General features: G+C 46.7%; 9 protein-coding genes. All 9 read left to right on the top strand.

Going from position 1 to position 22,922, the window contains the following annotated elements; genetic code table 11:
- Window positions 1–13: 13 nt before the first annotated feature.
- On the top strand, window positions 14–3,655 hold the full coding sequence (locus B4W65_RS00585) for a hybrid sensor histidine kinase/response regulator transcription factor (protein WP_088653165.1): 3,642 nt from the start codon (window positions 14–16) through the stop codon (window positions 3,653–3,655).
- 191 nt (window positions 3,656–3,846) lie between these two features.
- Window positions 3,847–6,816 (top strand): glycoside hydrolase family 2 protein, encoded by a 2,970-nt coding sequence (locus B4W65_RS00580; RefSeq protein WP_088653164.1) that lies wholly within the window; start codon window positions 3,847–3,849, stop codon window positions 6,814–6,816.
- 321 nt (window positions 6,817–7,137) lie between these two features.
- A complete protein-coding gene (locus B4W65_RS00575; protein WP_088653163.1) occupies window positions 7,138–9,435 on the top strand; it encodes a fasciclin domain-containing protein in 2,298 nt (765 codons plus the stop codon).
- Window positions 9,436–9,474: 39 nt separating this feature from the next.
- The gene (locus tag B4W65_RS00570; protein WP_088653162.1) at window positions 9,475–12,744 is read left to right on the top strand and encodes a SusC/RagA family TonB-linked outer membrane protein; all 3,270 of its coding nucleotides are present in this window, start codon (window positions 9,475–9,477) and stop codon (window positions 12,742–12,744) included.
- A 37-nt stretch (window positions 12,745–12,781) separates the two neighbouring features.
- Complete coding sequence (locus B4W65_RS00565) at window positions 12,782–14,296, top strand: RagB/SusD family nutrient uptake outer membrane protein (protein WP_088653161.1); 1,515 nt, start codon at window positions 12,782–12,784, stop codon at window positions 14,294–14,296.
- Between the two features lie 51 nt (window positions 14,297–14,347).
- Window positions 14,348–16,159 carry a fasciclin domain-containing protein gene (locus B4W65_RS00560; RefSeq protein ID WP_088653160.1) on the top strand — a complete coding sequence of 604 codons (1,812 nt, stop codon included), beginning with the start codon at window positions 14,348–14,350 and terminating at the stop codon, window positions 16,157–16,159.
- A gap of 59 nt (window positions 16,160–16,218) precedes the next feature.
- Complete coding sequence (locus B4W65_RS00555; protein WP_158522743.1) at window positions 16,219–17,760, top strand: fasciclin domain-containing protein; 1,542 nt, start codon at window positions 16,219–16,221, stop codon at window positions 17,758–17,760.
- 19 nt (window positions 17,761–17,779) lie between these two features.
- Window positions 17,780–20,935 carry a SusC/RagA family TonB-linked outer membrane protein gene (locus B4W65_RS00550; protein WP_158522742.1) on the top strand — a complete coding sequence of 1,052 codons (3,156 nt, stop codon included), beginning with the start codon at window positions 17,780–17,782 and terminating at the stop codon, window positions 20,933–20,935.
- A 35-nt stretch (window positions 20,936–20,970) separates the two neighbouring features.
- A complete protein-coding gene (locus tag B4W65_RS00545) occupies window positions 20,971–22,836 on the top strand; it encodes a RagB/SusD family nutrient uptake outer membrane protein (RefSeq protein WP_158522741.1) in 1,866 nt (621 codons plus the stop codon).
- Window positions 22,837–22,922 lie beyond the last annotated feature (86 nt).

Genomic DNA, 22,922 nt, shown 5'->3' with positions numbered 1-22,922 from the left:
TTATCCAAGAACGATGTGTAGAAGACGAGCGATTGGTCTGGGCGTTTTGTTGTGGGTATTGGGGATGCTGGTGACTTCAGATGTGGCTGCAGCCGATCAAAAACACCTTCAGTTTGCGCATTTGACTGTGGAGGACGGACTCCCCCAAAACACGGTTCATTCCATTGTCCGTGATAAGTACGGCTATATGTGGTTCGGAACCTGGAATGGCTTGACACGCTACGATGGTTACCGCTTTACCCATTACCGTTTTGAACCGGACAACCCCCGCTCCCTGGTCAATAATCGGGTGCATTTGTTGCATAAAGATGGCCGAGGAGACCTATGGGTAGCTACTTTTGATACCATTGTTTGTCGCTACAACTATGCCGAAGACGATTTTTCGCGCTTTAATCCCTCTGCATTGCGGCCGGGCCTGCGCGACTCCACCGATCGGCACAATGCCCACTTTTATCATCGGGCAGAGAACGCCGACTACATCTGGACCATTTCAGACAACCGGCTCTTGCAGATTCACAAATCCAGCAGCGACACGCTGATCTACAGTTCTGGTCTTTTTTCGGAGCCCACGCTCAGTCACGATGTGGTGTACAGCATTTATTTGGACGCTACGGGTGTTTTGTGGGTGGGCACGGCCATGGGGGGACTGAGTTACGCCGATACCGGGGGAGAACGTTTTCACTACATGCCTTTTGTGCTGGAGGTAAACCAGCAGTTGCATACGGCCCCCGTAAGGGCTGTTTTGCGCGTAGGTGATGAGCTCTGGCTGGGCTCGAGTGCTCACGGTTGGGCACGTGCTGCACTTGGGCTCAGCGAACCGCAGGTCTTGCAAGCCGAAACCCATCCGCTTTTCACCTCAGAAAACGTCCGCGCTTTGTATCGGGATAGAAGCGGTGATGTTTGGATGGGCTACCGCATGGGACTTTATCGCTACAAACAGCAGAGCAGGCAGTTGGAGCGCTATCATCCCGACAGGGTGCCCCATGCCCCTTTTTATGTGATTGGTGAAGACCCCAAAGGCGACCTTTGGGTGGGCGGATCGAGTCAGCTGCTGCGCTACGAACGCAGTAAGGAGGTTTTTGAAATACATGAGCTTCCGGAAGCCCACGCCCCTTCCAATGTGATGAGTCTGGCTTTTGGACAAGACGGCAAAATATGGGTGGGCACCGAGTTGTTGGGCCTCTATGGCATTGTGCGCGACAGTGTGGGCGGGGCGTGGACCGACACCCTGCATTATTCGCGTTCGGCGGAAGCGGGCAGGCGCTTACCCGACAATCGGGTGTACGCCCTCTGCAGCGACCGCGAGGGCCATGTTTGGGTCGGCACAGGCAATGGACTTTGTCGCATCGATAAGGAGACCGGCGAACTGCGTGTTTTTAACCGGGAGCATGGTTTGGCAGATGCCTACATTGCCATGATCTTGCCGGATGAAGCGGGTCAGTTGTGGGTGAGTCACAAAAGAGGCATTTCAAAGGTAGATCCGCTCAGCGGCAGCATTGAAAATTTTATGGTGCGGGGCGGTGTTCGGGGTTATGAATTTGTGGATGGTTCCGGATTTAGGGACAGTATTACCGGGCGCCTGTATTTTGGGGGACTCGATGGATATGTGAGCTTTGTCCCCCGCGAGCTGCGTGGGAATGAAGTGGCTCCCCAGGTGCAACTGACTGCTTTGTACGTGAATAACGAGCAGGTGCAGTCTGCCCTTCCTTTGTTGATGAGGTCCGAAATTGCGCTGGATTACAGCAAGCGTGATTTTGCCCTGGAATTTTCGGCCATGCACTATGTCAATCCCCTGGAGAATCGTTATGCCTGGAAGCTGGAAGGCTACGATACCGATTGGGTGAAGAGCGATGGTCGTTTTCAACGTGCTGCCTACAGCGCTCTTGCGCCTGGCGACTACGTTTTTAGAGTAAGGGCGGCCAACAGCGATGGACTTTGGAGTGAGCGGGAGGCTGTTTTGAAGGTGCGCATTCTGCCTCCCTGGTGGCGGAGTGGCTGGGCTTATGCGGTTTATGTGCTGCTTTTACTGCTCTCGGTACTGGCTGTATATTATCTCTTTTTAATGAAATGGCGACTCAAGCATCAAATTGAAATGGAGCGCTTTGAGGTGGAAAAGCTGCGCGAAATGCAGGGCTTGCGTACCCGTTTTTTTACCAGCATATCGCATGAGTTGCGAACACCACTGACGCTGATACTCGATCCTGTGGAGCGTCTGCTCAACACTGAAGTGCCCGCCGATGACCGTGAGAATTATCTGCGTCTGGTGCAGCGCAATGCGCATCGTTTGTTGCGCCTGCTGAATCAGCTGCTGGCTGTAAAGCGCATTGAAGCCGGCCACGAGGTGTTGGCGCAACAGGCGCTGGATCTTTCTCAGTTTCTGTATGCTATTTTTGCTTCTTTTGAGCTTAAGGCCAGGGACCACAATATTGCCTATCATTTTGATAATCGACTGGGAGAAGTTAAGGTGTTGGGGGATGCCGATAAGTTGGAGAAGATTTTTTATAATTTGTTGAGCAATGCCTTTAAGTACACATCCGAAGGGGGACAGGTAGTTCTGGAATTGCAGGCGGGAAGTCCGATTCCCGGGCAGGCAGGGCGCGATTTCCTGCTTCAGGCCCGGGTAAGGGATAATGGCGCGGGAATGACCGCAGAGGTACAAGCGCAGATTTTTGAGTTGTTTTACCGCTCCGAATCCGCCTCTGAAGCGGAGAGCAGCGGGGTGGGACTCGCCTACATCAGAGAATTGGTGCATCTGCATAAGGGGCAAATTCGGGTAGAGAGCAGTCCCGGGAAAGGCAGTTGCTTTACGGTAATCCTGCCCTTCGAATGGGCCCCAAGTCCTACCGTAGCGCAGGAAGAAGTCCCTTCTCCCGCTGTTGAGTCACCCGAGCCGGAGGCGCAAGATCCGGGTGCAGCTACGGTGCTTGTGGTGGAGGACAATCCGGATATCCGCAGCTATCTGGCCGCGGTGCTGCAGACCGATTATAAAGTACTTACGGCTGCTGACGGCCGTGAGGGCTTTGAAAAGGCGCTGCAATATTTGCCCGATCTCATTGTGAGTGATGTGGTGATGCCTGAGTGGTCGGGCCTCGAAATGTGCCGTCACTTGCGCAACGACATGCGCACCTGCTTTATTCCGGTATTGATGCTTACTTCGCTGAGTGCTTCGGAGGAGCAGGTGGAAGGGGTGGAATCCGGAGCCGATGTGTATTTAAGCAAACCCTTCCAAACACCGCTCTTGTTGGCCCACGTCCGCCGCTTGTTGCAGTCGTGGCAGCAACTGAAAGAAAGGGCACAAGCTGCCCTGCCCGACAGTAAGAATAAAAGCGAGGAAGTTGAGGAGGAATCCCTGGTCGACACCTTTATTCAAAGTGTTCGTCAGCACATCGAAGAGGGCGTTTTTGATGTGCAGCTGTTGGCTGAAAAACTCCATTTGAGTCGCACCCAGCTTTACCGAAAAGTGAAAGCGCAAAGTGCGCGCTCAGTTTCCGAATTGATTGCTGAAATTCGTATGAAGTATGCGCTGGAATTGTTGCAATCGGGCCGGTATAATGTTAATGAGGTCGCCGATCGGCTGGGCTATTCCGAACCGGGTAACTTTTCCCGTGCCTTTCAGAAATATTACGGAAAAACGCCGCGTTCCTTTATGCCCTGACTCCGGTAATTTAAACAAAGTTATCCCCGGTGCTTGCTTTTCACCTATCATCTTGTTCTGGCGTACTATCATTTTGGGTGGTTACTGAAGCCTGGAACAAAATGATAGGTTTTTGATGCAAATTGATGGTTCCTGCTGCCGGCTGCTGTTTAGTTTTGTGTACAAGAAATTAACAGATAAAACCGGATAATATGAGTTTGAGATTTGTGAGATGGGCCCTCGTTGTTTTTGTCCTTATGGTGCAGTGGACGATGCAGGCAGAAAATGCACCGCGTGCAAGCTTTAATTTTAATGCCGACTGGAAATTGTTCGTAGGGGACCCCAAAGGGGCTTCGGATGCTGAGTTTGATGATTCGGACTGGAAATTGGTGAGCCTGCCGCATGCCTGGAACGAAGATGAGGCCTTTAAGTTGGATATTAAAGATTTGTCCACCGGTATTGCCTGGTACCGTAAGACTTTTGTTCTGCCCAAGGGCAGCGAAGGGCAGAATGTTTTTCTGGAGTTTGAGGGGCTTCGTCAGGCCGGAGAGGTTTATGTAAACGGCGTATTGGCTGGTTTGCATGAAAATGGGGTGATGGCTTTCGGCCTCAATGTCACTTCCTTGCTCAAAGCCTATCCGCAGACGAACGTGGTGGCTGTTCGGACCGACAACGACTGGAATTACAGGGAGCGCTTTTTTAATCAGCGTTATCAGTGGGCCGATCGGAATTTTAATGCGAATTATGGCGGACTAACCAAAAACGTTAAGCTGCACCTGACCAATAAAATTTACCAGACCCTGCCGCTTTATTCAAATTTGGGAACCATCGGTACCTATGTTTACGGCAGTGATTTTGATATTGCAGGTAAAACAGCGACTGTAAATGTGGAATCGGAAGTGCGCAATGAAACCTCGCGTGCTCAGGTGGTTAATCTGGATGTGGTGGTTGAGGATATGGATGGCCGCGAAGTTAAAACCTTTAAAGGTACGGCGCGCATGATTTCTCCCGAAGGGATGGTTGTCCTCTCTGCCGCGGCGCCAATGGAGAATATGGAGTTTTGGAGTTGGGGGTACGGCTACCTTTATAAGGTAAGGGCCCGCCTGGAGGTGGACGGTCGTATCGTTGATGAAGTACCCGTGCGTACCGGTTTTCGCAAAACGGCTTATGAAAACGGAATGATTTATTTGAACGACCGGGTCATTATGTTGAAGGGTTATGCCCAGCGCACCAGTAACGAATGGCCCGCATTGGGCATGTCGGTGCCGGCCTGGATGAGCGATTATTCCAACCAGTTGATGATTGAGAGTAATGGGAATTTTGTGCGCTGGATGCACATCACCCCCTGGAAGCAGGATGTGGAGAGCGCCGACCGGGTTGGCCTTATTCAGGCCATGCCTGCTGGTGATGCGGAGCACGATGTTACCGGTCGCCGTTGGGACCAGCGGGTAGAGCTGATGCGCGACGCCATTATTTACAACCGCAACAATCCGAGTATTTTGTTTTACGAAGGCGGTAATAAGGGCATTCGTGAAGCGCATATGCTGGAGTTGCTGGCTGTTCGGGATAAATACGACCCGCATGGGGGACGTGCCATGGGCAGTCGTGAAATGTTGGCCAGTGAAACGGCAGAGTGGGGCGGAGAGATGCTTTACATCAATAAAAGTGCCCGAAAGCCTGTGTTTGCCAATGAGTATTCGCGAGATGAAGGACTTCGTAAGTATTGGGATGCGTACACAGCCCCCTATCATAAAGATGGCGACGGTCCCCTCTATAAAGGCGACGATGCCAGTGTGTATAATCGCAATCAGGACTCACATGCCATTGAGAACATCATTCGCTGGCACGAGTACTGGACCGAGCGTCCCGGTACCGGAACAAGGGTGAGCAGTGGCGGGGCCAACATCATTTTCAGCGATACAAATACCCATCACCGCGGTGCTGAGAATTATCGGCGCAGTGGCGAAGTGGATCCAATGCGCATACCCAAAGATGGTTTTTGGGCGCATCAGGTGATGTGGGCCGGATGGGTGGACCATGAAGATACCCTGACCCATATTTTGGGGCACTGGAACTATAAGCGGGGTACCGTTAAGGACATGTATGTGGTTTCCGCAGCCGATGCAGTAGAGCTTTTTGTCAATGGTCGCTCTTTAGGCAAGGGCGTGCAGAGTAATCGTTTCCTTTTTACTTTTGAGCAAGTGCGTTTTGAAGAGGGCGAAATAAAAGCCCTGGGTTATAATAAAGAAGGGGATGTGGTGGGTGAAGCACTGCGTCGTTCAGCCGGAAAACCGCACGCCATTAAGTTAACTCCGATGCAATCCCCCCTTGGTTTCCGGGCCGATGGCGCCGATGTGGCTATGGTGCAGGTAGAAGTGGTAGACGAAGCCGGAAATCGCTGTCCCACCGCCCTTAATGCCATTAGTTTTGACCTGGAGGGGCCTGCAGAATGGCGCGGGGGTATTGCCCAGGGGCCCGACAATTACATCCTCTCAACGAAACTTCCTGTGGAAGGAGGCGTAAACCGAATTATGCTTCGTTCGACCCGTGAGGCTGGTGAGATCAAACTCAGCGCACGCAGCAGGGGGCTCAAAAGTGCGTCCCTTGAGTTGGAAAGTAAGCCCTTTGTTGTAGAAAACGGATTGGCTACAGTATTGCCTGCCGACGGCTTGCCCTCTTTTCTGGGTAAAGGTCCCACCCCACTGAGTCCTTCCTACACCGAGACGCGTCGTTCCGTGATGCCTGTTTCAGCTACAGCCGGCATTAATCAGGACAAGGTGGCCATGAGTTTCGACGATAATGAAGAAAGTGTATGGGACAACAGCAATCAGCTGGATCATGGTTGGATTCGCTATCAGCTGGAAAGAGAAGCCGAGCTGAGCGAGATCAACATCAAGTTCAGCGGTCACCGCACCCGGAGCTACCCCATAGCCGTGTATGTGGATGGGCAGGAAGTGTTCAAAGGCAACACACCACGCAACCTGGGTTATGCCAACCTTTCTTTTGCACCCATAAAGGGCAAGGAAGTAATGGTGCAATTGATTGGTGCTACCAGTTATGAAGACGAATACGGCATTGTTGAAATAACCGGCCAGATGGACGAAGCCACTCAGGCCGATCAGCAGGAAGATCGGGGGGGCAATTTGAGCATTGTAGAGATAGAGTTCTTTGAGCGGCTGTAAGACAGTGAAATAAAACCGATAACCATCGGTTTTTTTGGCCGATACGGGAGTTTGTTAAAAAGTGAGTTGTAGTGCTCACATGTATTTACAGCTTGTTTTTTTAAGGGTTTTGTGTCAAAAAATGTAAAAAAAGTGTCAGATTGTGTATTGGAATCTGTTAAGGAGTGTTATAATTTTGACATTAGTAAATGTATATAAAGCGTTTTATTGTTTGATAAGCACTTGTAAACACCAGTTGTTTTTACACAGATTGCTGTTTGTTAGCTCATTAAAGGTTTGTTTGTCTTGCTTAATAAAGAATGGTTAATTAATGTATAGGTTATGAAGAATGTTTTATTCAAAGCGCTGATGGTTGTCGTTTTTGGCTCATTGTTGGTTTTCTCCGCCGGCTGCGAGGACGATAATTATTACGAAAAACCCTCTTGGGTGGGCGAACCCATTTATCAGATGCTGGAGGCTGAAGGCGATTTTTCGCACTATCTGGCCTGCGTTGATAAAACCGGTTATGCCAAAGTGCTTAAAGCCAGTGGTTTTTACACAGTGTTTGTGCCAAACAACGCTGCCTTTGAGGCTTTTATGGAGGAGCATGGTATAGGGTCTGTGGAAGAGATATCGGAGGAACTGGCCGAGGATATTGTTTCTTATTCTTTGACCTCGGTTGCTTCCACCGAACAAACCATAGACGATTTTCAGCGAAATGTTGCTTATGAAGATCGTGAAACCAACCTGAATATTGCCTTTAAGCGGAGAACTTATAAATCTAAAGGGGTTTATACTTTCACTGCCCAGGATGGATCTTCTGTGGAGGTTGTTGATGTAAATCAAGCCTCAGAAATTCCTGGTCAAGGGGTCGTTTACTTTGGTCTTGAAAACAAAAATGCCAAGAATATCCCGTTTTTCACAGATGCCTTTTTGCAAACAAAGGGCCTGTCGGTAGAAGACTACAACTTTTTTTATCCCGATGCAGAGTTTTCGGGGTTCAATGTTGCTGATGCGCGAGTTGTAGCAAGTGATCTGCGTGCTGAAAACGGAATGGTGCATGTTGTAGATAAGGTGCTGCTTCCTTTGGCCAATGTTGAGGAATTGCTTGAAGACGCTGAAGAGAGCTCTGGTTTTTACGATATTCTTAAAAAATATATGGTTTATTTAACTCCGGCACCAAGAGATTTTCTTCTACGTGAAGAGCGAAATACCGGGGTTTATAAGGATATTTATATCAAGAGCTATCCTTATTTGCACTTCCCTTTGAATAATGAGAATCATTTGTCTGTAGATGGTGCACAAGGCAGTCAGATTGACACCTGGACGTTATTTGCCCCTACTAATGAGGCGCTGCAGTCTTATTTTTCCGAGACTTTTTTAGCTAAGGGCTATCAGTCGCTCGAGGAAATGCCTTTGTTTGTTATAGAAGAATTGGTCAACGCCCACTTGTTTAGAAATGCGGTTTGGCCCAGTCGTTTTGCTACCACTCAAAATTATTTTGGAGAACCTGCTCGTTTTGATAAAGATGTGGATGTGGTTGGCGCTCAAATGGCCAGCAATGGTTTTTATTACACGGTGAGTAAAGTTCAGGAGACGAATGCTTTCTCTACCGTTATGCGTGACGTTTTGCTGGATCCGCGTTATACGATGTTTTACAGGGCGCTGGTTGCTACAGAAAACCAATATCAGCTTCGTAATCCTATTTCACGACAGCAGGTTTATCTTATCAGCAATGAGCAATTTAATGAGCTTGGGCTGACTTATAGTGCCACCGACAATACCTGGACACACGAAATTCCCGAATGGCAGGATCTGGCTATAACCAGTGTTCTTGACCGCTTGTTGAATTTGCACATGATCTTTTTGCCCAATGCCGACGATCCTTTTGAGGATTTGTCTACCGGCTATGGTTTGGTTGAAACCAATAACGGAGAGTTGATTCGTTATTTTAGGGGAAGGATTTGGGCCTCGGGACAAACATTGCTCACCGGAGCGACTTTGAATGTGGAGTCGGGAAAGGATACTTTGGTAAATGGAATAACATATGAACTCAATAAACCTTTGTTGTTTTCGACCCAGGGTATCGGAGCCTTTCTGGAATCCAATGCGAGTTACCGTGGTTTTTTTCGGTATATAGAGAAGTCCGCAAATTCCACTGCTGCGGGAGCAGAAGATCCTAACGAGAAAAGTCGCCTGGTTTATGATCCCGACACCAAGCGTTTTGCCGATATCTCCATAGCGGATCCGCAAACCTATCTAATTCCAAACAATACTGCCATCGATGCAGCCGTGGCTGCAGGCTTGCTGCCGCAGATTACTGCTGCTGACTTTACGACAGCTGAGCAGGAAATGGTTAAACGCTTTGTGCAGTTTCATACTCTCCGACGTCAGTACATTTATCCCAATAATGGCTACAACAATATTGCTTATACCAACTTCAAGGATAATGATGGAGACACTTATGTGTCTGTTGACAGCAATACGACGGATCAATTGAAAATATACGACAGAAAAGGAAGGGAGGCTGTGGCCACCTTTACCGGAACTTCTCCGCATACCTGCGTATTGGCCAATGGAGCCATTATCCATTTAATCGACAACTACCTCGATTATAGGGCAGAATTGGTGGAGGAGTAGATTAAGGTAATAGAAAGATTAATTTAACAGACCAACTTTATGTTTAAAATAGTCAAAGCAACATTGTTTGTACTGTCACTTTTCTTGCTTTTCCCACTTTCGGCCCAGCAAAGGGGTATTGTTCGTGGAAAAGTAACCAGTGCATTTGAACCCCAGGGGGTGATTGGTGTGACAGTAGCCGAACTGGATAAGAACAATCGTTTGATTAATGGTGTGGTAACCAATCTCGACGGGGACTACATTATTGAGGTACGAGACAATACACACAAACTGCAGTTTACCAGTGTTGGGTATCAAACTCAGACTGTTGACATAGAAGGTAGAACCGTGATTAATGTGCAGTTGGCAGATGCCATTACCGAACTGGAAGGAGCAGAGATTGTGGGCTATCGGCGTACAAATACCGGGGCTTTGAATGTGGCCGACCGCGATTTGGCCATTCCTGTTTCTAAAATTTCAACAGAGGAGTTTGAAGGTGTTCAGGCTTCTTCTATTGATGAGGCCATACAGGGGCGCCTTTCAGGGGTTGATATTACAGCCAACAGCGGTGACCCTGGTGCAGGAATGAGCATTCGTATTCGTGGCGTAAACACCTTGTCGGTGGACGCGAGTCCCTTAATTGTTGTGGACAACATCCCTTATGAAGTGAATGTTTCCTCTGATTTTAATTTTGCCACGGCTAATGAGGAAGGTTATTCCCAAATGTTAAATATCCCGGTAGACGATATTTCTGAAATTTCTGTATTGAAGGATGCAGCGGCAACAGCCATGTGGGGAACACGCGCAGCCAACGGCGTTCTGCTGATAACCACAAAACGGGGGACAAAAGGGCGCAAGCCGGTAGTTCAGTATACTTTTCGAGGAACTTTCACCCAAAATCCATCTACCATTCCTTTGCTCAATGGTGATCAGTATAACACGCTGATGCAAGAGGCTTATTTCAACAGCAACAGTGTTCCTATGCCCTTTGAAACTTATCGGGAGTTTCTTCAGAGCCCGGACGACCCCTACTATTATTATAATTATGGGGCCAATACCGATTGGATGGATAAGTTGACCCGTAACGGTTTTATTCAAAATCATGATTTTTCGATTACCGGTGGAGGCACAAAGGCATTTTATCGTTTCTCGGTGAACTATCAGGGGCAGGAAGGAACCACAGTAGGGACCAGCCTCGACCGACTCTCCACACGACTGAATCTTGATTACAATATCTCCGATAAGTTGCGGATGCGTGCCGATTTTGCCTTTACGCACAGCGATACTTATGGGAATTATAATGACGAAACCATAAAAAATGACCGTTCGGTCAGAAGTGTTGGTTATAAGAAAATGCCCATTATGTCCATTTATGAATACGACAACGAAGGCAATCTTACACCCAATTATTTTTCACCCGAGAGCAACTCCCAGGGGACTGCGCCCAATACTTACAATCCGGTAGCCCTGGCTAATGAAGGTTTCTCTCGCACACTTAACGACCGTATTACCAATAAGTTCTCCTTGTTTTACGATATTGCACCCGGCTTGCGCTATACCCTAAATTTGTCGTTTGATGTAAATACCAATAAAGTTAAGCGCTTTTTACCTCAAACGGCTACCGGGAAGGCCTGGACCGACAGTTGGGTGAACAGGAGTTACGATAAGGACGACGACTCTTACTACATCTATACCAACAACCAGGTTAATTACTCAAAGAACTTCTTTGATGTGCACGATCTCACGGCTGCAGTAAACTTTATGACGAATGAGTATATAGGCAACTTTTATGATTTGACCACTGCCAACTCCGCATCGTCTTTATTGCAGGATCCATCGAGCGATAATAAATACCGGGAGAGTGGTTTGGGTTTTGGTTCAGGGCCATGGCGTGGACGCGATTTGGGATTAACCGGGGTAGTCCATTACAAGTTTATGGATAAGTACATTGTTTCAGGAAGTCTGCGTTATGAAGGAAACTCTAAGTTCGATGCGAACAACCGCTTCGGTTTCTTTAAGGGACTTTCAGGTGCCTGGCGTATTTCCGGAGAAAATTTTCTGCAGTATGCCGATTGGCTCACCGACCTTCGATTGCGTTTTAGTTACGGGGAGAATGGTAATAAGCCAAGAAAAGAAGGTATGTTCTTCAATAATTACTCCACGTTTGATTGGTCTTATTTGGGGTACAATGCGGTATATTCTACCGATATGCGTCTCGAGGATCTTAAGTGGGAATCCTACATCAGCACCAACTATGGTATTTCTTTCGATGCCTGGGACGGTCGTTTGATGATCGAAGCCGACTACTATCAGAACAGGACGGAAGATATGTTTGGTTACGATGTGGGTATCCCATCTTCTACCGGTATTTCAGAAATTAAAATCATGAACATTGGTGTGATGGATAATGTAGGATGGGATTTCTCCATTCGGACGCTGCCTGTTAAGCAAAAAGATTTCTCCATGACTCTTGATTTTAATATTGCTAAGAATTACAATATCCTTCGAGAGGTGGCAGACGGCTATCCGTTGGAGAGAAATTTGACCTTGGGTAATGGTTTATATAAAAACATTATTCAAATTGATAACCCGATCGGGTCTTTCTATGGGTATAAGTATAAAGGCGTTTACACTCAGGAAGACCAATTGATTGCCCGGGATGTTAATGGTGAGGTTATTACAGATCCTAATGGCGGTCAGGTGAGTATGATGTACGATTACGATAATGTCCGCTATCCTTTCCAGTTGGGGGATGCAATATATGAAGACGTCAACAACGATGGCAACATCAATGCCCAGGATATTGTTTATTTGGGCGATGCCAATCCCGACTTCACCGGAGGTTTCGGTTCCCTAATTAAGTATAAGAATTTCTCCCTGAATTACTTCTTTTATTTCCGCTACGGCAACCAGATCATTAACCGTACCCGAATGAATGGAGAAAAAATGTACGATTTTGATAACCAGTTGGCATCAACATTAAAGCGTTGGCGTACACCGGGAGATGAAACCGATATTCCACGCGCTATTTTGGGTGGAGGGTACAACTGGCTGGGTTCGGATCGCTTTGTTGAAGATGGTTCGTTTTTACGCCTCAAGTACATCACATTCACCTACAATGTGCCTAAGGATTTTTCGCAACGGATGGGTATTTCCAATATGCGTGTTTCTGCAACCATGAATAATCTGCTTACGCAAACCAATTATACCGGACAGGATCCTGAGATTAATATTAGGTCGAACGACGGCACCATCTACACGGTTGGCTATGACGATTCGAGCACTCCGGTTGCAAAACAATTCACCCTCAACCTGGCGGTAACCTTTTAAGGAAGGGGATTTACTAATAAATTAAATTGAGTTGTATATGAACCGTTTTAAGTTATACGCACTGACAATAGTTTTTGTGGCCTTGGGAGCCTGTTCCGACTGGCTTTACCTGGAGCCGGAAAACGGGATTACCGTTGATGAGTATTGGCAATCTGAACAGGACGTGCATGCTGCCGTAATGGGTTGTTATGCCTCCCTGCTTGGGGGATCGTCTCATCCTATGGCAGAAGCCGTTTTCAATTGGGGGGAGCTGCGTGCCGATATGGTAGCTCCTTTCAGAAGCATTTATTCGGACTATTATCAAATTAATCAAAGTGAAATCACTCCGGATAATGGGATGGCTCGTTATAATGGCGCTTATTTTACCATTAATTTATGCAATACTGTTCTTGAAAAAGGCCCAGCGGTATTAGAAGTTGATGGTGCTTTTACTGAGGCTGAGATGGATAGGTATAGGGGTGAGATGCTTACACTCCGGGCTTTGTTGTACTTTTATCTGGTCCGGACTTTTGATGAGGTGCCCCTTGTTTTAGAGGCTACCGTTTCGGATTCACGGGTAGAGCGTCACAGTAAAGCCAGTCGCGAAGATCTCTTCTTGCAAATCGAGGCCGATTTGCAGGCAGCTGAACGTTTGATCGCAAAGGATTACGGCAATCGGGATGAAAACAAAGGAAGACTCACCTGGTATGCGCTTAAAACCATTCAAGCCGATGTTTTTTTGTGGCAGGACAAGTATGCAGATGTAGTGTCTGCCTGTAACGCTGTTATTGGTTCCGGGCAATTCAGTTTGGTTCCAGGGAACGAAGACTGGTTCAGAATTGTGTATGTGGATGGAAACAGTCAGGAGAGTATTTTTGAACTGCAGTTTTCGCAGGAAAAGTTGAATCCATACTACACTTGGATGAGCACTTCTGCAGAAGCAAGGTATCGCGCTAATGTGGAGACTATGGAGTATTTATTTCCGGTAAATATTATGGCGCTCCCCGAGGATGCCGATATCCGTAGTGATGGCGCCTCCTATAAAGCTTCCGGCGGCTATAGTCTTTGGAAGTATGTAGGTGCCGATCGTTTCGTCGAAAAAAACAGTAATGAGGCTTTTTCTAATTGGATTGTTTATCGCTATGCCGACGTGTTGTTGATGAAGGCCGAAGCCTTGGCCAATTCAGATGGCCCCACCGATGGATTGGATGCACTTGCTTTGATAGAGCAGGTTAGAACACGGGCCAATGCACCTGATGATACCAAAGTTACCGCCACCGATCAATACAGCTTAACCACCTATATTGTGGATGAGCGGGCACGCGAATTTGCTTTTGAAGGTAAGCGTTGGTTTGATGTGTTGCGGAATGCCAAGCGCAATAATTATCAGCGCAAGGATCTGATTAGTGATATGGTATTGCGAACAACACCTCCGCAAAAAGTGGAGTCGGCCCTTAGTAAGTTCGAAGATCCCAGGTTTCATTACCTGCCCTTGCATCGTGATGAAATTGAAGCCAGTTACCCCTTGCTTGAGCAGAATTCGTTTTATGTAAACGAAGAGGATGGTCGTTAGGAAAATGCAAGGAATGAATGGTTGAGCTAGCAATCAAAAAAAAGAAAGAAAATGAAAACGAACAATCATAGAAGAACGCAATGGGCCAGTTTGCTAATGCTGGTTGTAATCGCTATTTGGCCTGTTTTTCAGTCATGTGACGATCCCGATTTGCAGGAACGAACCAATTTTCAGGAGTTGATTGGTGAATATCTTGAGAACAATTCCGACGATTACTCTATGTTGGTAGAGTTGTTGTACAAAGCCGAAAGCATGTCCTTTTTAAAGGCATATGGCGGTTATACGCTATTGGCCCCCGATAACGATGCGATTAGCGCTTACTTATCGGACCAGGGATTGAGTAGTCTCAATGACCTGTCTGAAGAAGATCTGAAAACACTGGTCCGTTATCATGTGGTTAAGGATACAATAAGCACAACGGAATTTGTGGATGGCCGTTTAAAGACCGAAAATATGTATGGTCATTTCATCACCAGTGGAACTTATTTTGAAGATGGAGAAGTTGTTACCAAATTTAATAAATACGCCAATCTGGTGGAGCCGGATATTCGCCTGGCGAATGGAATAGTACATCGTATTGGTGCTGTGGTTCGTCCGGAATTGGAAAGTGCGGCTAAGGCACTTGAAGCAGACGGTGGCTATGACATTTTTGTTGAAGCCTTAAAGCAGACGGGATGGTACGATACCCTTGACGTCGTGGAGGGACCGCACACCATATTTGCTGTTCCTGACGAGGTTTATGCAGAAGAAGGTTTTAGCACTTTTGAAGAGTTGCTTGCTGATGTTGCTCCTGAAACGGAAAACTTCACCGATACACTTAACAACCTGAACCGCTATGTGGCCTATCACATACTGGACAACAGCATTCGTTATATTACTGATTTGATTGCGGACCGGGTAGGTTTAACCCGTACACATAATGAAGTGTTGACTATTAGAATGGATGGGGAAAAAGTGTTGGTCAACGACGATGTTTTTGCCGGCATACATGAGCCTGGTTTTGAAATAGCGCGTTCTGTTTCTGATCGCACGGTATTGAATGGTGTGGTGCACGATATGAAAGCCGATTTCCGGATTAAAGAGCGTTTTCCCTTTGCTGTATATTGGGATGTTGCAGAGCAAATCGAAATCATGAAAATGCCGGGCGTCTTCCGCCGGCCGGGTTGGGTTACCTTGGATAATGGCCAGTTGGAGAAGGTGCGTTGGTATGGAGACAATAATACGATCAGCTATGGTGCAGGATTAAGTGGTGCTGAAGGTTGGCACGTATATGACGACAGGCTGGACGTAAACCTCCGACCCGAAGTGATACAGTGGATTGAGTTTGACACGCCCATCCTTGTCGCTGGTGAATATAAGATGTGGGTGTGTACGCGTAATGTCTATGGTGATAATAACCGTAAGGCCATATACTATGCCTATTTCAACGATGAGGTGTTAACCAATATCATCAATAATCGGATTACGCTTAACAACACAACCCCCGAAGAAGAATTTGAGATGGAGGGATTCAAGCTATATGGATGGAATCCTGACGACATCGGAATTACTTCCATTATAAATGCAGGAGAAGCTGATGCGGATACTTTAAATGTAACAGAATTGAACTACATGCATAATTCTGGTGCCAGTCGTATGACCGGACAGTTGGCAGGCGTGATAAATGTAGAGACAACCGGTTCGCATCGGGTTAAGTTTGTAGGCATTACCGGAACCAATGGGGCCTGGTTTGATATGATCCATTTTATTCCGGTTGAGGAGAATCAACTCTGGCCTCGTGTAAATACAGAAACCGGAGAATTGGTGACCAAGGAAGAAATTAATGCTGCTTATCAGGAGTACCTGTCAGGCAATGCGCAGTAATAGCAAAGTCAGCTGCACAGGAAATCATGAGATGCATGAAACGAGAAAATTATAAGCACATGAAAAAGAATCTATTATTTACGATACTGTTTCCATTATTGATGGCTGCTTTGGTATCAGCCTGCAGCGACAGGTGGGAAGAGCATACTGCTTTGAACGAAGATGTTCAAAACATCAGTCTGTTGGCCTATTTGGAAGAACAATCAGAGTATTCGGAGTTTGTGTCCTTGCTCAAATCCACTACTTGGGCCGACAGCCTGTCTTCCTCCTTGCTGTATACCGTGTTTCCACCGACAAATGAGGCTATGAATGCCATGGCCAGCATACCGCAAACTGCAGAAGAAAAGGCACTGTTTGTGGCGCACCACATCGTAGAGGGGCGCTTGGCCTTAAAGAGCGTAAAGGAACCTATGTTGAAGATGAAGAGTAGGAAGCGGTTGTTGCTGGATGTTGATGCCGCTGTTTTAGATGGCGTGGAGTTGGATGCTTCACCTTCTGTAGTGCTTAATGGTAATGCTTATTCGATGGCACAGGCTTTGGAGGTTCGTCCTACCGTTTGGGAATATCTGTCAGAACAGGCTTCGTCCAATAAACAGGTTGATTTTGTTCATTCGCTAACGGGGAGGTATTTTGATGAGGAGAGTTCAGAGGCAACAGGTTATAATGAGGATGGACAAGTTATTTATGATTCGGTATTTGTAGACAAAAATTTGTTTAATATGCAAATCGCCGATTTGGCCTCAGAGGACTCGGCTTTTACTTATATTATTGTTGGGGATGTTGCCTGGCAGGCAGAATTCGAGAAATTTAGTCCCTATTTTCGCAGGCATACCGACAAGAGGCTGGATCCTGATGGACGAGATTCTGTCAATATTCAGATGGAGGTACTGCGGGATTATTGTTTTGACCAGGCCTATGCTCCCGAAGAATTTTCAGGGACACTGGTTAGTCCTTCCGGTGTTTCCATAGTAATTGACCCGGCAAAAGTGATAAGCAGTTTTCGAGCCAGTAACGGGTATGTGTATGTGATGGAGGATTGCCCCATCCCCTTAGAAGCAAAAATACTTCCGGTTAAGATTGAGGCTGAACAATTAGAGCGCTATTTTGGCTATGATGTTGATGCCGGATCGGCTCAAGGATACTTGCGCATCAACCCAAAGGCCTCGGGGGGGAAAGATTTTGTGCTGGATAACCACGGCAGTAAAGCTTTGGTCGAAGGATTGGTGCTCAGTGGAGGTGCTTTACCTTCTGCCAAATACCGCGTCTATTGGCGGGCAGTGAATAACTTCCGCACCAGCATGCGTAATCCGACTGATGTTGTTCTACAGCAGCGCCTGGGTACAGTCAAGCCCATAGAGCGGGACGAGGAGGGGGTGCCAACGGATTTTGGATTGCCCATAACCGGTAGTGTTAGTACTACTTTTCATCCTGTGGAATTGACAGAATACTCTGATGACCCCGAAGCCGATGAGTTCTTTGTCGGGACCTTCAATAACCCGACTTTTGAAGAGGTCTTCTTCCAATTAATACCGGACGGTGAATCTTATACCCGTATGGCAGTTACCCTCGATTACATCCAACTCGTTCCCGAATTCAACTAATGTATAAATGGCAATGACTATGAGATTTTTAAAACGAATTTTTGTTTCACTTGCATTGTTGTCTACGGTGCTTGCCGTGGCTCATGCCCAGGAGCAGGCAGATGAAACAAACGATATAAAGGTAAAAGGTGTTGTTTATGATGCAGCTACACGTCAACCCCTTGCTTTTGCCGATGTTACTTGTGTCTCCTTTTCGTCAGAGTTTTCTGATATAGACGGGGCCTTTAGTATTGCCGTTCGGTCGCTCAATGATGTGATTGTGGTGCATGCTGCCGGGTATCATCCCCAAGAGGTGGTTTTGGCAGGTCGTAATGAAGTGGAGGTGTATTTGCAGGAGGGCGTACGAGCTTCCTTTCAGCAGTCTGTTGAAATGGGGGCTTACAATCAAAAGCGGGTCTATTCGGCTCGCGCAAATGGGGTGGTTGACTTCCCACTGGTTGGTGATCTGGCTGGTAAGGATTCTCCTGAAGTTTTGTTCGCTAGTGGCGTAGCCGGACTCCAGGCAAGGACCCGATCAGGCGTGCCAGGTGCTGGTGCTGATTTACTGCTTCACGGTTATTCTTCCATAAATACCAGTAATGCGCCTTTGGTGATTGTTGATGGCATGATTTACGACATTCAAGCTTATGGCAATTCGATGATTGAGGGGTACTCGGTTAATGCATTTTCGGGAATTGATCCTGAAGATATTGAGCAAGTAACAGTGTTGAAGGATGCGGCCGCCATTTATGGGGCAAAGGCGGCCAACGGGGTAATCCTGATCACTACAAAAAGGGCTCGCAAGCAGGCCACCACCATTGATTTTAAAATGTATGGTGGTGTTAACCTGATGCCAGAAACCTACCCTTTGATGGATGGGGCTGATTACAAAAGTTATCTGTTGGATATGTTGGACGATGCAGGGGAGGAGTATGAGGCCTTGTCTCAACGGCTGCGTTCTTCCTCAGTAGCTGGTCATCCGGATTATTACGTTTTCAATAATGATACCGATTGGCAAAAGGAGACTTTAGATCAGAGCAGTACATCGGCCTATCGATTAGCCATTAAAGGAGGAGATGATATTGCTCTTTATGCTTTGTCTGTTGGTTTTTTAAAGAATGAGGGTACGGTAAAAACCTCGGACTATTCTCGCTTTAACCTACGTTTTAATTCAGATATTGAATTCTCAGATTTTTTTAATTTGAATTCAAATATAGCATTCAGTTATCACGATAAGAATTTAGGAGGAACCGGTGCTGGCAGAACAGAAGATGCTGTTGCTCAAGCCAGGCAGAAAGCTCCATTCCTTTATCCCAATATTCGTAACGAGGAAGGTTATATCAGTTCTGTGTTGGAGGATTATGATTTCCTTGGGGTTAGTAATCCCTCTGCCATCCTCGATAATCACCTTTTGCGTGACATGAACTATCGCTTTTTTGGTTCATTTAATTTTAATTTCAAGTTCAGCGACTATTTTTCGGTCAGCAATCTGGTAGGTTTGTCCTTTGATAAAGACAGAGAGTCGGTTTTTATCCCGTCGTATGGCGTTCAGCCGCAGGAGACTCCCAGGGGCACCATCACCAATCAAATGAAGGCTAGGGTGGTCCGTCATATGGCGCTTAACAATGACCTTAAACTGCAGTACAATCGAAACTTTGATTATCGTCATAGTTTGAATGTGCTTGCCGGCCTACGCATGAATTTGAATGACAACGAAGAGGACTGGGGTGAAGACTTTTCTTCGGCCAACGATATGATTCGTACGCTGGGCAATGGATTGGCTTTATTGCGGCAAAAGGGTGGTTATTTGGGCGAGTGGAATTCACTTACCGGTTACCTGAGTGCTGATTACAGTTATCTGAAGCGCTATTTTGTTCATGCTGCGTTATCGCTTGATGGCAGCAGCCGTTTTGGCGATGAGGCTGAGGGTTTAAAAATGATGGATGGCGTATTCGGTGTTTTTCCTTCGATTTCTGCAGGCTGGCTCTTGACTTCCGAACCATTTATGAGTACTGTGGGGCTTTTTGACTTGCTTAAGTTAAGAGTGGGATACGGAATGACCGGGAACGATGATATTGGCAATTTTTCGGCCCGACGTTATTATGCCACACAAAACTTTTATAGTTTCCAGGGAGTTGTGATGGGTAATTTGTACAATCCCTCCTTGAAATGGGAAACCAATACCAAGATAAACGCTGGTTTAGATATGGCATTTTTTAATGAGCGCCTGGGCATATCTCTTGATGTTTTCCAGAATACCACTACCGATATGTTGGAGCGGGTTCCTGCTTCTGAATTGAGTGGTTTTGATGAAGTTCTGGTAAATTATGGGGAGCTGCAAACCAAGGGGATAGACCTTGCGATGGACATTCAGGTAATGAATAAACCCATTAAATGGGATTTGGGACTAAATGTGTCCACCTACTCCACCGAAGTCTTGAAGACTTGGAACGGGAGTAACCTTACAGAAATGTTTGGCGCTAATATGCTGAATCGTGAAGGAGAAGCGCTTGGTGTTTTCTATGGCTATGAAACCAACGGGGTGTATGCTTCCCAGGCTGCTGCAGATGCTGCAGACTTGTACACACGCCTACCTAACACTTCCCTGGCTCGTTTTAATGCCGGCGACGTGGTATTTGTTAACAGTAACCCGGAGACGGATAATGTAATTGATGAGCAGGATATGGTTGTTATTGGGGATCCAACACCTGACTTTGTGGGGGGACTGACTTCCAGAATGCGTTGGAAGGGTGTTACTTTGGATGCTTTGATTTCGTTTTCTGTTGGTGGAGATATTTATAATTATCAGCGTCGTCAATTGGAATCGATGGAGGGGTTTGGTAATCAGACTGCTGCAGTTTTGAATCGTTGGAAGTACGAGGGGCAGGAGACGGATATGCCAAGAGCCAGTTATGGAGACGTAATAGCGAATAATCGGTTTTCTGATCGATGGATAGAAGACGGCAGTTTTGTGCGTTTGAAGAATGTTACCCTGGGCTATGTCTTGCCTGTAAAGCCGTTGGGCATACAAAGTATAGAAGTTTTTGCATCGGCGAATAATTTGCTGACACTAACCGAATACAAAGGCCTTGATCCTGAGTTTAGCGCAGGTGGGTATTCCATGGTGCAAGGAGTTGATTTGGGGTTGATTCCTCAGACCCAGACCGTTATGTTTGGTGTTAAGATAGGTTTGTAAGCAGTATTTGTTAGGATTTTGAAATGTTTTCAACTATGAAGAATATAAAAACAATTTCGGCCGGATTCTTGGTTTTGTTCAGCGTTTTAGGTGGGTTTACTGCCTGTAGCGATATGTTGAATACCGAGCCTGTCGACGTATTGACTGAGGATGAGTTTTATCGGGATAAGTTTGATGCCGATGCTGCCATCAGGGGACTCTATGGACAGTTAATGGACTTGGGACCACAATTTGTTGTTCTCAATGAGCTGCGTGCAGATTTAATGGATGTTAGTGCCAATGCAGATCATAACTTGCGTCAGTTGTCGGAGCATGGAGCTGTAGGGGAAGAAAATCCCTGGGTTGATCCTAAGCCATTTTATTTGTTGATAAATAATTGCAACAGTGTGATCAGTAATTTTGATCGGATGCTGGAGGAGTTAAAGTTGGATGAAACGGCCTATTTGCCCAGGATTGCTGATGTGATGGTCTTGCGCAGTTGGTTGTACTATCAGTTGGTGCTGCATTTTGGGGAAGTACCTTACATTACCAAGCCTGTGGAGACCATTGATGATTTGGATGCATTGGCAGCTGGAGATGCCCCCGTTTTGGGGGTGGGAGAAATGATGTCCCAGTTGTTGACAGACCTGGCTGAAAGGGAAATCTCCCTGGGGATATATACAGATGAATCTCTGTATGGGCCAATTGACGGTTTCCATACCCGTACCATGTTTATTGATAAGCTTTTGTTTGTGGCTGACTTGTATTTGTGGCAAGGACAGTATACCCAGGCCGCTTCTCTGTATCAGGCGGTCCTCGAAAGAAGTCATGGTGGTTACAGTCGCTATTCTGAGTTTGATCAATACAAGCTGCCTTTCAGAGATAACTCCCGCTCCGAAGACCCCTCCTCCAGTAAATACAACAGTGGGTATTTACGCTATTTTGATCAGGACTTGAACAGCGTGGTTAACTTTTGGCCCTTGATGTTTAAAGATTATGGAGACGCTAATTACTATGGGGAATGGATCTGGATATTGAATTATCATGCCGATTATGAACCCAGTCCCTTTTACGATTTGTTTTCTCTACAAAATGGCGAATACAAATTGCGCCCCTCCGAAGCGATTATAGCGGATTGGAATGTGCAGGAACAGGCCAATGGCTTTTTGGGAGATTTTAGGGGTAATATGCCCGATGCCTTTGGCAACAGTGGTTCTTACCGAATGGAGGGCAGCCAGCCCGTTATTACCAAATTTATTAATGAATTTGATGAGTTGAACCCCGCTGAGCGACCGGGACGTCTTCCTTTATGGCGGGCAGCCGGGGTGCACTTACGCTATGCCGAAGCGGCTAATCGCGCCGGACAAACTTATTTGGCTTCCGCATTTTTAAACAATGGTGTTAGAGCTGCCTATCCCGGATCATCGATGCATGCTGACAACGACTACACCTACAGAAATATTTCCTACGAGACCGATGCCTGGGGAAACATTGTGTATGAGTATGTGGAAGAGAACGGGGTAAAGGTGGATAGTAGCATGACTCTTTTACCGGCTCCTTTTGATTTTGATGCCCGACAAACTTCAGATGGAGATATTCCTTCGATTTACAGAGGATTATGGCACCGGGGGATTGGCGTACGTGGGCGGGTTAGTCTTAGTCCGATAAGCATACCTGCTGATGTGGATCCCATGCTTTATCTTGAAGATCAGATTATTGCCGAGAGTGGGCGCGAATTGGCTTTTGAAGGACAGCGTTGGGGAGATTTGGTTCGGGTGGCCATTCGTCGTGGGGATGCTTCTTTTCTGGCCGATCGTATTGCTGCCAAGTACGAGGCTGCCGGAGATCCTGCAAAAGCAGAAGCTGTTAGGACCCGCTTAATGAATCCCGATAACTGGTTTTTACCCTTCGATCTGAAATAAATTGTTGGAATAGTTTTTTTGAATGTATATATTTGTTAACTTGTATTAACAACGGCGGTGCCGCTGTGATGTTGTTCCGACCTGTA

Source organism: Geofilum rhodophaeum (assembly GCF_002210225.1).
GTDB lineage: Bacteria > Bacteroidota > Bacteroidia > Bacteroidales > Marinilabiliaceae > Geofilum > Geofilum rhodophaeum.
This window is presented reverse-complemented; position numbering and strand designations above follow the sequence as displayed.